Genomic DNA, 13,759 nt, shown 5'->3' with positions numbered 1-13,759 from the left:
TTGCAGACTATCCGTCCACGATAACCGACAATCTGTCAAAATCGCAGACAATTTGTCTACAACGGCTGTTTTGTATTCTTCAACAGACTGGTTGACGGTTATCAGGACACAAAGTCGGCTGAAATAACAGACAGTCCATTATTGCTCGTTCACATCGGACGGAAATCGCTTTGCTAACTCCACTTTCAGGCACTGGGCATAGCTGTCCAGTATCTCCTTCTCTGCGAACTTATCCATAGGAAAGCGATGTTCATGAAGCCGTTGCAGTTTGGCTGTAAACGCTTTGAACTCATCACCCTTTACTATCCCTCGCACCCATAGCGTCAGCTCTCGTTCATTGACTTGCTTCCTCACACCGCCAATAAACTCATGTGTCTTTTCGCTCATTAGCAAATACGGGTGGCAATGTAGATAGTTCGGCAGATAATACGTATTGTTCTTTCGGTCTTGACTGACTAGAATCATCTTCTTGTCATCAAGTTCCTTGATATGCCGCTCTATCGACTTGGAACTACATCCGACATCACGAGCAATCATTTCGATGGTAGGGTAGCACAACGTCTTATCGCTCATATAAGCGATTAAATCCATCAGAATCAGCTTCTCAAAGGCACTCAAGCCAAAGCAACGTAGAATCTTTACTGGTGCTTTGAGGTAACCGTTGTGATGGGACGTGAACTGATTCGCTCGACTTACTTCATCCATATACTTATTGGCAGCTTGATTGTTCTTTTTCAACCATAGGTCTTTCACTTTCGTTGCCCTCCTCTTGAGTGTTCCGCCCTGCGGCGGCTATGATGTCAGGAAGGCGGCTAGCCTTCACGTTGCCTTACCTGTATATGTCAACTGCTCGTCAGCAGAGTTCTTTCTTACGCTGTAACAATCGCTGTAAAGGTCAATTCAGTTGCAGACATTATCAAAATCCTTCACGTTTCTGCCGCTACTATGAATTGTCGTGCTATCCATCCGAAAAGGTGCGTCTTCTGTCCTTCGCCCTCTCTATCGAGACAGGGTATTTTACAGTTGCAATTCATTTTTGAAAAAACCGAGAGAAAGCGAAGATAACAAAAAACAGGTCAATCATGGTGGTATCTGACCATAATCGACCTGTCAAACGTAATGGAATACCGTGTTTTAGGGTATAAAATTCAAGCATTGCATGTGCGTACATGCATATTAGGGGAATATCATACGGGGGTGATGAGGGTTAAGTTCTTATGGACGTAGTCGCCCGATTCATTCGGCACTGGGTGGGGGTAAAAAAAGACCCTGAGGATTGCCGCCCTCAAGGTCTCAAACTTATTGAATAACTACATAAAACAAGAACGCTTTTTTGCTATCAGTTGAAGAGAGTAGGTAGTATACGAATGAATCTTTTTTATCTTCCCTCACATAGAATGTCGATTTATACTCTATAAACCGTACTAATGAGGCGAATATGGTTTTTGCCGCATTTAAGTTAAACTCTTTTGGTTTAATCACAATATTATACTGACCATCATCATATTTAACAGAAAAGTCTGCGATATTATCCTGTCTTTCAAAGAAGTCCGTTGTCTCTGACCAAATCCCTATCTCATATTCAGTATTTAGATTCTTTGATAATTCTAATAATACATCCTTATTCATCTCTTCTTATCAACTCCAATTATCATATTAAGGTTTAGGAATATACACGCCCCCCGAAGCAGGGGAATGGACAGATATAATTCCTCCACTTTCGTTGGTTACAACCTTATTGCCCCGAGCATCTGTATATTCCCATGTTTTCCGCCCTTGGTCATCAACCTTACTTTTCCTATTCCTTTTATTGTTGTTTATTATGTTGTCAATCGTTTGAGTTGAAAACCCTCTCTCATTTGCACGTTCTGCACCATGTTCACTAAATGAATGACCTCCAGGTGTCTTGTCACCTGTTTTAATAATACAATCACCCGTATTCGTATTGTGTACCCAAATTCCTAAATCGGTTACATAATACGTATGGTAGTCAGCAACGGCAAAATTGTAAACTGTAACAGGCTCATCTTGCTTGACAAACTCTACCTTGTCAATCGTTAGATTGTTTCCGTCAGCTTTTTGGAGTTTATCGCCCGCTTGAAGTTCATCTGCAAGTACCCAACCTTTTCCTTCAACATAGAATGGATGATTATTGGTCGTCTCAATGACTTGCTCTCCAACATGCAACTTAATAATATCATCACGTTGGTTGCGGAATAAAGCTGTTACTTCCTTGTAAGCCAACTCTCCATCAGGGTTATTCTCATCCTTGGCGAGAACCTTATCCCCTACCTCTATTTCCTCGATAGGTTTCTCCCCTTCGTCTGTTTGAACCTTAGTACCCGCTACAAAGCAATTACATCCAGATGAAGATTTGCTCTTCGTCTTATTCTGGTTGCCTACACTGCCACGCATACTGACGTTTGTAGCAAATCCCATCGCCATAGCTGCGACATACTCTGCCTCTACTGATTCATAATACGCTCGTATTAACTCTTCTCTCGCCCAGCCTGCATTACCGGCACTGTTCGTGTAGGCACTTGTTCCCGTTAACAACCCATATAAGTAATTGTAGCGGTTTTTCTTCATGAAAGATGAAAAGTTGTAGTGATTCCATATGAAATCCTTGTACACCTGATAATTCTTATTGGTTGTACTGAATTTAGATTTCACCCTAGCTTCATCCACTATGATTCTTAGCTGCTTGACTTCATAGGGTTCCCACGCCATATGCCCACTCGGATCCGTATACCTCAACGGATTATTCTTTACATACGTATACAAATTAAAACTCAGCGGATCATCCAGTTCACCTTCATACGTATCCTCATTTATAAACCGGCCAATGCTAGAGTCAAAATCCCGCGCCTGCGCATGGGAGTAACCACTGTAGTAATCATAGCCCAGGCTGGTGTAGCCGAACAAGTTGTCTGGACCGGACCAGTTCAGGTCGAATTTCTCCGGGTTTTCGGCTATGCCAAATTCGTCGTAACGGTAGCGTGCTGACACGCTGCCGTCCTGGCCTTCCAGGCCAATCACGCTGCCCTGTGCATCACTCAGATAATAGAGTGTCTTCGGCGCTACAGCCGCCGCTCCTGCACCACTGGCTCCATCAGCCGGTTCCCAATCGTTGCTCTCGTCTCCGCTGACCAAATAACTCATGCTGATCCGTTCTTCACCGGCTCCGTAGACGTAGGACTGCTTCCAGTTCTGGCCGTCAGCTCCGGTTGCCATAAGAGGCTGTGGAATGCTCATGGTGATGTCATTGGTAAAATAAATATCAATCTGCCGCTTCTTGTATTGCGGCTCCCAGCCATCCCGGTTCCCGGCAGGATTGCTTGAGAAATAGGCATCCTGAATTGCACCGTCACCAATGGTGGTCCGCATGGAGACCCGGTTCCCGTCACCGTCATACTTGTATGTGGTGATATCGCCGTACGCGTTGGTATTCCCGATCAGCCGGTTCGATGCATCCCAGCGGTTGCTCTCCAGTACCTGAGGGCCTGCTGCCTGCGCAACCTTCAGCAGCGCGTCAGGATTCAGGACTTTGTCTGCCCCGTATACCTCTTCCGTGACGCCAGATTCAAGATCTGCTTCCGGCAGGCCGGATAATGAAGCTCCTTCCTCATCGGTTGGAATCGTTCCTGCTGGACTTAAGGATGGATTTGCAATCGATGACAGCGGATCTAACAGCTCCGACAATGCATCTGTATTGGTAACTGCATCTACATCTGCATTTGCGTCTGCGGCCCCGCCTGCTTCCAATCCTTTTACTTCCTTATCCGAATAGACACTTTCCGGCACTGTAACCTTCTGCGCATTGGCCTTCGCCGTGAACAAGCTCAAAACCGTTTCGCTGTCGATCCCGCTGACTTCCAGCAAATTGCCGCGCTTATCGTAGGCGTAGTCCTTGTAGTCGCTGCCTTTTTCGTAATGGGTCAGCTTGTTGGCCGCATCGTAGGTGTAGCTCTCCAAGGTGGTAATTCCGGATTCAGTTGTTTCTTTGCCCAGACGATTGCCTACGGTGTCGTAGGAATAGACGACTTTGGAACCATTCTGCTTCTGTACTTCAACCAGTTGGTTCAGCGCATCGTACGCATAATCCGAGATGTCTGCCGGACGCTGTGTGCCGGCCGGATTATCCTCATCGCTGCCGGCTTCCTGGCGTTCCGTGCGTATTTTGTTCCCTGCCGGATCGTAGACATAGGTCAGCTGCTCCAAAAGCGCGCCGCCCGGTGCCTGATGCTTCATCTCCAGCAGTTGTCCAACCCCGTCATAGGTATAAGTGCTTTGACCGTTGTTCGGCAGCAGCTTCTCCGTCAGTCGGCCGCCTGCATCGTACTGATAGCTGGTCGTCTGGTTCTGCGCATCCGTCACCTGCTTGATTCGGCCCAGCTTATCGTACGCATAGTTAACCACTGAGTTATCTGGATAGATCACTCTGCTGCGCTGTCCGGTTGCGGTCCATTCATAACGCACGTTATTGCCGTCCGGATCAATGACCGACGTTGGCCGGTTAAGTGCGTCATAGGTATATCTTGTGTTTCCGGTACTGTCTGTCATCAACTCACGGCGTCCCGCGAGGTCATATTTGTAATTTACAGTAAGATCGTTACCGTACTTAATCTGCTCCACTTGATTGCCTTTATTATAGGCATATACGGTTGTATTACTGTCCGGTTCAGTAACCTTCTGCAGGTTGCCGTTCTTATCATAAGCAAGGCTGGTCTTCTCCTGCAGCGGATTCACTGATTCAATCACCCGGTTCAGTGCATCGTAGTGATAGGAAGTCACTGCTCCCAGGGCATTGGTTTTGTCCAGCAAGTTGCCGGAGGCGTCATAGGTGTAATGGGTGGTGCTGCCCTCCGCATTCTTCACATCTGTTAACCGGCCCAGCGGATCATACGTAAAAGCAGTTTCACGCTGATTCGCATCCACGATCTTCTCTACATTGCCTTGAGCATCATAAGCATATGAGGTTTCGTACCCGAGCGCGTTGCGTACCCGTGTACTGCGTCCCAAATCATCGTATTCGTAGGTGGTCTTCTGGCCTGCCGCATCGGTGAACCCGGTCATTAGTCCGCGTGCATTGCGGGTTACGACCGTTTCCTCATTCAGCGGATTGATTGTCCCTGCATCCAGACCTCTGCTGTCGTATTTGGTCTTCCAGATGGAATGATTAGGGTCGATGACGGCGATCTGATTGCCGTTCTTGTCGTACTGGTATTCCGTTACCCCACGTAGTGCATCTGTTACCTTCACCAGTTGTCCCAGTGTATTGTAGTCATAATAGGTGCTATTGCCCAGCGCATCCGTCTCTTTGATGGTATTGCCAGCCGCATCATAACGGTAACTCGTCTTGGCATCGAGTGGATCGGTCACACTCAGCAGTTCATTGCGTTTACTGTAGGTGTAGGAGGTGAGGTTACCCTTGGCATCCTTCCGGGTGAGCATATTTCCGTTATCGTCGTAGGTATAAGTGCTCTTCCCGCCTTCAGCATCGGTAACTTCCTTTACTTGTCCGACACTGTCGTAGCTGTAAGCCGTTGTCTCACCCGCCTTATCTTTTTGCTCTATCACGCGGCCAAGCGCATCATACGTATTGCTGGTACTATGCTCAAGTCCGTCCTTCGTGCCGTTTAACCGGTATACCTGGTAAGAGCTGACGGTCTTTGTCCCGGCTTCATCCGTTTGTTCTTCCACATTGCCATTTGCGTCAAAAGTGACCGTGCTCGTCTGGCCAAGTGCGTTGGTTATGGAAACGGCACGGTCCTTCTTGTCATATTCGACACCTTGCAGCTTGCCATCGGCATCTGCCACTTGGGTGGTGCGGTGCAGGGTATCACGTTCAATCACTGTCGTATATCCGCTCGGGTCCTTAATTTCCTGTGCGAACCCGGCAGCATCATTGATATATGCTGTGGTATGCCCTTCGGCATCGGTTATGGAGACCGGAACCCCTGCACTGTCTCTGACAATGGTGACAGTGCTGCCGAGGGCATCCGTACTTGTGACAAGATTGCCTGCGGTATCATAATCGTAGGTGGAAGGGTTGCCGAGGGCATCGATCTTCTCAACCGGACGGTTCAAGGCGTTATAACGTGTGAGGGTGGAAGTACCATTCTCATCTGTCAGCTGAGTAACATTGCCGCGCTCGTCATATGCCAATTTTTCTTTATTGCCGTTAGCGTCTATGATCGCGGTTACCCGGTCACTGCTGTCATAGCTATATTTAACGATCGAGCCATTCGCCGCTTGCCGCTGAACGACTTGGAAATTATTATTCCATACATAAGCAGTATCTTGATCAAGCGCATTGGTCCACGTTGTTTTATTCGCAGTAGTAGCGATGGAAGAGGCCAATCCGGCAGCACTCACCGTTCTGGCATTCCCGGAATTCACATCGCTTGCTCCGCTTTCCGAGTAGGTCAAAATGGTCTTGCCTGCTCCCACTCCCGTATGAACAACAGGAGTCTGGTTCGGAGTCATGTCTCCGCCAAGGACGAATAGACCGCCCGTCTGCACATTCAGATTATTGTTAACACTGACGTTGTCACGAACGAACAGATCGCCGCCGGACACGGTTAGATTCGCCGTCTGGTTGTTGGATACGATCCCGCCAATGACCATCTCCTGGGCGATATTCATTTCCACCCTAGTGTTAATGGACAAGTCTCCGGCAATCAATATCCGCTGTGCATAGATGGTCAGCCCGCCGCTGTTATAGGTCAAACTGCCCGTTTGCAGCGTATCCCCCACAGTTACGGAAGAATCATTGTTGAGATGAATCGTTCCGCCCGACCACAGATTGCCGTACAAACCTTGAACCTTCTGCACATCCAGTGCAAGCTTGGTATTGGCATTAAGTCCCTGCTTCAGAATCAGCGTACCGTACACACGCACGGTAATATCCCGGTTCGTATTCATACCATCCACGATCAGCACCACAGGCTTGTTCGGCGACCCGAATGTTACGCTTTCTTCAAGATTTAAATGACCCGAACTGACAACTGCCGGGGATGTACTGCTGGCCGCAATTGCACTTTGGATGGCAGCAATCCCGCCTGGAGCGGCAACCGCAGAAGTAATGAAGCCATCCCGTTTGTTCTCGATGGCTCCGATGCTGCCCGCCAGATAGTCAGCGATGAGCGGCTTCAGCCCGGCAACCTGCCGGTATGCAGGTGCATGGGCAAGATTATGCATCGTACCGGACAAAATCACTTCATCCGAGTCCGGAATATCCCGTCCGTTTGCAGGATTTATCCCAGTCTCTCCGCCATCAGACACCTCTCCCCGAACTACTGGAGCTACGCGCCCTTCATAGCTGGATGAACTTGTCTGCCCGTAAAAATCGGTAAAGCCGGTCACGCGTTGATGGTCATCATAGGTCACACTCATCGTGGCGGTCCCTTTGGCATCCGTAACACTAAGCACATGGTGCTTGTTATCATAGGTAAGCTTGGTTATAGCTCCATCCACATCAGTAATCGAGGTCAGGTCCCCAGTGGCCGGGTCATAATGAAATGACATTTGGCGGCCGGTTGGATCACTTGCAGTCATCAGCTTTCCTGCTCCGTCGTAGCTTAAGCTCAGAGAAGCCCCGGCTGTACTGACCGTTGCCAGCTTCGTACCCTGATAAGCAAAAGTGATCTTATTCCCGTTCAAATCCGTAATGGACTGCAGCAGCCCCTCTGCATTGAACCGGTAGAGATCGCCTTGAGGTGATGATAGAGTATACACCCCTGCTGACGGAGCACTCAGCGTCCAGTCCGTGCCGCGCGGTGTCAGATACTCTCCTCCCGACAAAGGTACGTACTCAAAACGCGAGCCATCCGGGCTCATCACTTCTACCTTGCCGTCTTCTACCGCAGTCAGCTTCCATTCATAGCTGTGATGCCACCCTAATCCACTTACACCTGTATAAGGGTCACGGCTTAAATAGTTCAGGCCGAATTGCAGCGGCATCAACGCCTGCAGCGAGATTGAATCACTGGAGTAGACAAAATCTCCCCGGGCCGGATCAACCGGTGCCTGTCCGGACGGGTTCACAATCCGCAGCCTATCCTGAAGTGCTGCTTCCGTAAACTGCGGCAGATCCCCGCTGTTTATAGCCCGGCTGGTTTGCGGATTGGCCAGCAGAATGGAGGTCAGGCCGCTGATTGTTCCCGCAGAGGTTGCAGACTGATTCAATACTGCAATGTCCTGAGCCTTCTCCTGCATGGCCTGAACAGTATCCAGCTTATAATAATAGGCTGCCAGCGCCTCCCAGCTGAGTGAAAAAGCAGGCATAGGCGCACGCAGCACTGCGAGCGGCTCCGAAACTCCAGAGTACTTACCTTCCTCTTTCGCTCTTGCCGTGATATGCACGGCTTTGCCCAGCGTTAGCCCGATCTGTTCACTCCATTGTCCTGCGCTGTTGGCAGCAATATTAGAGTACAGCCGTTTTTCCCCACTGGACGGATAATAAAGTTCCACTTCCAGCTGGGCCCCTGGTTCAGCAGTTCCTGAAACCACAGATTGTCCTGCAGCAGCAGGTTTGATCTGCAAAGCTGCCGGAGGAGGCAATTCATCGCCCCCAAGGATTTCAAAGCTGGCGATCTGCCCGTAGTACACGCCAACACCGTTATACTCGGCAGGGGAGATACAGATGTTGTAACGCCCTTCATCCAGCGGTACACCGCCGATTTTCCCGTCCCATTCATACTCATGAACGATATATTGGCCGTTCAGCTTCGTTGGATATTCACCGCTCTTAATCAGATCCCCGAGGAGCGGGGACGATCCGTCCCGCTGCGGAGTACAGAGGCTGATATTCGTTTTATGATACTCCTGACCGTTGTCGGCCGCGTTGAAGCTAAAGGAGATTTTAACCGATTTTCCCGATTCCGGGTTAAGTTCACTGGGTTCAATCCGCATATTGGTAGCTGCATAGGCCGGAGAGATGAGCTTATCCAGACCTGGAAGGATGGGAATATAAGAAATGACCAACAGCAAAGCAAGCATGAGGTTAAAACGCGCCTTCAAGCTGCCGCCGCGCCACTTCCTTTTGAGCGCTCCGAATTTCATGATTTGATCTCCTATCCGTTGTAAGTTAGAGTAATTTCAGCTCAGCCAGCAGCTTGTACATCACGACCGCTGCTTCTGCTCTCGTTGATGAATCTTTAGGCTTCAAAAGCTGTCCGTTACCCTGCACCAGCTTCTTGCCTACCGCCGCAGCTACGGAATCCCTTGCCCAACTGCTAACGCTGCCGTTGTCCTTATATCCGCCCAATTCAGCTGCAAGCTTGGCAGATTCTGCAGCAGAAGCCCGGCTGCCGATAGTGCTGTCTATTGCCCGCATCAGCATCACCATCATCTGTTCACGGGTCAGCGGATCATTACCGTGAAAAAGTCCACCTTCTCCCGTTACGATTCCTGCCGCTGCAGCTGCTTCCACATAAGGGTAGGACCAGTTCGCAGCTGAAACATCACGGAAAGCCGGCGTCTCCGGCCGCTGCGGCTGCAATCCAAGAGTTGCTGCCAGCAGCTTGGTGAATTCAGCCCGGGTCAGGATCCCTTTTGGCGCATAAGCCGTTCCGTTCATCCCGTTTACAATCCCCCTAGCCCCCAGCACCTCTACTGCTTGCTGCGCCCAGTGGCCTGACATATCTGTGAATTCAGCTCCGCGTAGCATTACCGCATATAGTCCAGAAGCTGTAATTCTGGATTGAACAACGGCGTCTTCCGCCGCAGTCACTCCGCCAATATAGTTCCATATGCCTTTTGCCGGATCGTTGCTATAGATTCCAAGCTTCTCACGGCCTGTCGTCCAAGGCGCTTCCTTCGGGTACCTTACCGTCAGCTTGGCCGGCATCAGGAACGGAGCACTCGCTTGCACCTGCCACGCAGAACCTGCCTTCAGCAGCTTTTTGCCGGTTGCGTCGAGCAGTACTTCTTTCTCCAGCTCAGCTTGGGCCAAGCTTACAGTGGTATTGTCAGGGAAGGTTCCTGCTGAAATCTCCAGCCGTGCCCAGCCATTCAGTACAGACAAAGTACCTCCAGCACTTCCGATAACCTGACTGTCCTTGGCTCCGGTTACTACAGGGGTCTTCACTTCCGGGGTTGAACCCGGGTTCGGATCTGCGCCTGGATTTGGAACTGCACCTGGATTTGAGGTTGTCCCTGGAGTTGGAGTCGTTCCTGGGGTTGGGGTTACCGCTGGACTTGGAGTGGCTCCCGGACTCGGAGGGGTTGATCCTTCCTTCAGGTCAATCGACTCTATGTAGTCATCCTTCTTGCTGTAAAGCAGCTTATCCCCGGTAATGCCGATCAGCTTCGTTCCGGGCTCTATTGCTGGCAGTGATTTCACTGCATATGTAGAAAGGTTCACTTGCTGCAATGTGGCAGCACCGTCCCTCTCCTCTTGAAAAACTGCCTGCCCTTCACCTATCGACATGAAGGCATACTGGGTTCCTCCAGGCTTCATCTCGGTGAGATCCACAGGCAGAGCAGTCAGATCCTTGATATTCAGAATCACATATTTGCTCTCGGAAGACCCATTTTTTTGCTTAAACAGCACATCGCTGCCGTTAAAAACAAACCAGTCCACATAGCTTGCTCCGCCCAGACTAACAAGTGCACGCGTAGCTCCGCTTTTCAAATGGAGCAGACTGAGCCCCCCGTCACGGGCATTCTTATACACCACATTGCCGCCGGCCAGCACCGGGAAACGTCCTTCGCCAAGGTCGGCTTCAACACCCGTAGCCAGATCATGATAGATCATGCTGCCGTAATTTTTGCGCTCGTACCAGACTACACCGGCTCCATCCGTAGTCGGATTGCCATATGTGCCAGACTGTTTGTTAAGCTTTCTTCGGGTACCCGTCTCAAGATCGGCAGTGTAAATATCCCAGTTCAGTGAAGACTCCTGCTCTGTTCCTTTGTCGGCCCACACTGCAACGTTGCCGCTCACATAAGGCGCATCCTTGGCGGATGAACCCGATGTAAGAACAGTGCTGGCACCACTGGCCTGATTCATCGCGTGAACCTGCTTCACCCCATCGGCCCCTGCTTCCAGCCATACGATCCGGTTACCGGATACGTTATAGTCCGTTCTACCCGGATCGGTCCCGGCAGCCAAAACCTGCTTCATGCTAAGGCCGCCGCTAATCAGGCCCACAAGCAAACTCACCGCCACTGCGGAAACAACCATCCGCGAAAACTTCCCTTTCCTAATAAACCTCATTTACTTCTCTCCCCTAGCGCTATTTGTAGGCACGCCAAAAAACCAAGTGCCTTGAGCGGCCCGGCTGTCTTAACATCCTCCTTTGGATGAAGTAGACCCGTGGCTTTGCGTCTCCGACTTTCGTACGGATTTGCCTTTGTTTCAAACTCGGTTTTTCTGTCCCGTTATGGGTATACAAGTGTGACTTTAGATGTACAGGACTCTTTCTTTATCGGAATTTATCCCTATAAAATTAATAAGTCCTAGTTCTCCCTTACTTATATATCTTTTCCTTTTTTCAGAAATAGGCTTCGTTCTTCGGCATTTGTAAAGATTTACAACAAATATAGAAACAAAAAAACGGCATCTCTGCCGTTTAATTGTGTTATAGACTCTCAGGATTCGAACCCAGGACCTATATAAAGGATTTCACTAATTACTCCTGCTTTAAATGCTTGGCTGCGGCTGCAGGTGCAAACAGCGAGTTTGCAAGCAGAGCTACCGTTCCTTTATACACTGCGTGCGACGCTGCGACACTTCCCAAATGTCCTCCTATGTGCAGGTGAATCACTCCGTGAAGAGAGGACCAAATCGTACCTACAATAAATTCCGCATTTGAATCACCGGCGATTAGGCCTTGCTCTTGAGCGCTGACAATCACGGACAACAAGCGCCGCATAGCAGTAACAGTGCCTTTCATACTCTGCTCATCCGGTTTGAAATCGGCAAATGCTCCCCCAAACATCAATTTATAGTAGCTGGTGTAGCGCTGGCCAAATTCCCAATACACTTCTGCCAGATTAATTAAATACTGCTGCAGATCCTCTGACTGTGAAGCACTCTCAAATTCGCTCGAGAGTATTTTGCAGCCCTCCAGATATAATTGCTGGGCTAAACCTTCTTTATTAGCAAACAGACTATAGATGATCTTGGTCGAGCAACCCATCTTCTGAGCTACTTTTCGCACGGTGACAGCTTCCGGCCCTTCTTCCTGAAGAATAAAGGCTGCTGCATCAACTACGAGTTGACGAAGACTAGCTGTGTTCTGTAAGCGGGCTTCCTGGTAGGTTGTCAGCTTTCTATTGCTTGCGTCAGCAAAATTATTAGGTTCATTCAACTTAATCGCCTTCTTTATTTATGTTGTTATTCTCGGGAAACGCAGTTTCCAATCATATACCACGCATTCTATACAGTCGATTCCACAAAGTCAATCATACATACACATATCTTCTTGCAAATTTTTAAAAAAGAAGGTTTGACTTTCTCCAGCCAGCGGGTTACTATGATTTCAACAGGAAACAACGTTTCCTAACGAATACATCGTTTTAATAGGAGGAATAATTTTATGAATATTCAAGGAAAATGGTCGCTAGTCACGGGTGCCTCTTCCGGTATTGGCGAACAATTCGCAATACAGCTGGCTAAACAAGGAAGTCATCTGGTTCTCGTAGCCAGATCTAAGAACAAACTCGATGACTTGGCAGCGGAGCTCGAAAGAAGCTATAACATCAAGGTCAAAGTCATAGCTATGGATCTTACGGAAGCAAGTGCACCAAGCGAATTGTTCCAGCAATGCCAGCTGTTGAAACTTGAGATTGAGCTGCTGGTCAATAATGCCGGATTTGCCACTCATGGGAGGTTCGAGCAAATCTCAGGCCAGCGGCAGCATGAGGAGATTATGTTGAATGTTGCTGCCGTCGTAAATATGACTCATTTATTCTTGCCGGATATGCTGCGCAGAAGCTCTGGTACTGTGATCAATGTATCGTCCACCGCAGGATTTCAGCCGCTCCCCTATATGGCTGTGTATGGGGCAACCAAAGCTTTTGTCTTGTCCTTTACAGACGCATTATGGTGGGAGAATCGTGACCGTGGAGTCCAGTTCTTTGCACTTTGCCCCGGTTCTACAGATACAGCTTTCTTCACCGTCGTGGGGACGGAGGATGCTTCAGTCGGGAAGAAAGCAACTCCACAGCAGGTAGTTGAGACTGCGCTGCGCTCACTCGCGAAAAAGAAGATATACACTGTTCCAGGCTCGCAAAATTACCTCGGAGCACAGTTGTCCAGATTCGTTACCCGAAAGCAGAGTCTGCGGATTGTTGGAAACATGCTTGCCCCAAAATAGCGTATAATGAACAAAATAGAAAATTCACAGAAAGGGGGTAGGATACATGATATTGAGCATGAATTGGATTACACTCAGGGTGCGGGATCTGGAGGCATCCCTTAATTTTTATCACAGCATTCTGGGACTTCCGATTGACCGCAGATTCGAAAGCAGAGGAAGACAGATTGTAATGTTAGGCACGGAGGGGCAGCCCAAGATCGAGCTTATTCAGGGAAGCGACCCGGCTCTGAAGCCGGAATGCGGTGTGTCCATTGGGTTCGAGGTGGCGTCACTGGATGAGGCGATAGAGAGTTTCAAAAGCCAGGGTATCCCGGTAGCGCGTGGTCCGATCACGCCGAATCCACGCATATCATTCTTTTATGTACTGGATCCGGACGGTTTCGAGGTACAGATTGCAGCGCACAGCTAAGCCAGTGTTTTCGTCTTTT

Annotated in this window: 7 protein-coding genes and 1 riboswitch; of the genes, 2 read left to right on the top strand and 5 right to left on the bottom strand. The window is 49.2% G+C overall.

All coding sequences use genetic code 11. From position 1 onward, the window contains the following. Positions 1-138: 138 nt before the first annotated feature. From NST07_RS10910 to NST07_RS10890, 5 genes are all read right to left on the bottom strand, one after another. A complete protein-coding gene (locus NST07_RS10910; RefSeq protein WP_342481543.1) occupies positions 139-753 on the bottom strand; it encodes a helix-turn-helix domain-containing protein in 615 nt (204 codons plus the stop codon). Positions 754-1,299: 546 nt separating this feature from the next. Continuing rightward, the gene (locus tag NST07_RS10905; RefSeq protein WP_342481542.1) at positions 1,300-1,629 is read right to left on the bottom strand and encodes a hypothetical protein; all 330 of its coding nucleotides are present in this window, start codon (positions 1,627-1,629) and stop codon (positions 1,300-1,302) included. 27 nt (positions 1,630-1,656) lie between these two features. Continuing rightward, the gene (locus NST07_RS10900) at positions 1,657-9,066 is read right to left on the bottom strand and encodes a polymorphic toxin-type HINT domain-containing protein (protein ID WP_342481541.1); all 7,410 of its coding nucleotides are present in this window, start codon (positions 9,064-9,066) and stop codon (positions 1,657-1,659) included. 25 nt (positions 9,067-9,091) lie between these two features. Then, the gene (locus NST07_RS10895) at positions 9,092-11,224 is read right to left on the bottom strand and encodes an S-layer homology domain-containing protein (protein WP_341091606.1); all 2,133 of its coding nucleotides are present in this window, start codon (positions 11,222-11,224) and stop codon (positions 9,092-9,094) included. A 51-nt stretch (positions 11,225-11,275) separates the two neighbouring features. Further along, a riboswitch (cyclic di-GMP riboswitch) is annotated at positions 11,276-11,369 on the bottom strand. A 270-nt stretch (positions 11,370-11,639) separates the two neighbouring features. After that, entirely contained in the window at positions 11,640-12,320 is a 681-nt protein-coding gene (locus tag NST07_RS10890; protein WP_341091605.1) for a TetR/AcrR family transcriptional regulator, read from the bottom strand. A 228-nt stretch (positions 12,321-12,548) separates the two neighbouring features. Between NST07_RS10890 and NST07_RS10885 the strand changes: the two genes are divergently transcribed. Both NST07_RS10885 and NST07_RS10880 read left to right on the top strand, forming a co-directional pair. Further along, positions 12,549-13,328, top strand: a complete 780-nt coding sequence (locus tag NST07_RS10885) for an SDR family oxidoreductase (RefSeq protein ID WP_038589173.1) — start codon at positions 12,549-12,551, stop codon at positions 13,326-13,328. A gap of 46 nt (positions 13,329-13,374) precedes the next feature. Beyond that, positions 13,375-13,740, top strand: a complete 366-nt coding sequence (locus tag NST07_RS10880) for a VOC family protein (protein ID WP_083675605.1) — start codon at positions 13,375-13,377, stop codon at positions 13,738-13,740. Positions 13,741-13,759 lie beyond the last annotated feature (19 nt).

Origin of the sequence: Paenibacillus sp. FSL L8-0340 (assembly GCF_038593145.1) — a bacterium.
GTDB lineage: Bacteria > Bacillota > Bacilli > Paenibacillales > Paenibacillaceae > Paenibacillus_AQ.
Note: the sequence above shows the minus strand (reverse complement) of the source record. Positions and strands in the feature narration are given on the sequence as shown.

Bases quoted from the DNA above. Each gene is read 5' to 3' on its own strand.
- NST07_RS10905 (WP_342481542.1), bottom strand. From the start codon at position 1,629: ATGAATAAGGATGTATTATTAGAATTATCAAAGAATCTAAATACTGAA.
- NST07_RS10900 (WP_342481541.1), bottom strand. From the start codon at position 9,066: ATGAAATTCGGAGCGCTCAAAAGGAAGTGGCGCGGCGGCAGCTTGAAG.
- NST07_RS10895 (WP_341091606.1), bottom strand. From the start codon at position 11,224: ATGAGGTTTATTAGGAAAGGGAAGTTTTCGCGGATGGTTGTTTCCGCA.
- NST07_RS10885 (WP_038589173.1), top strand. From the start codon at position 12,549: ATGAATATTCAAGGAAAATGGTCGCTAGTCACGGGTGCCTCTTCCGGT.
- NST07_RS10880 (WP_083675605.1), top strand. From the start codon at position 13,375: ATGATATTGAGCATGAATTGGATTACACTCAGGGTGCGGGATCTGGAG.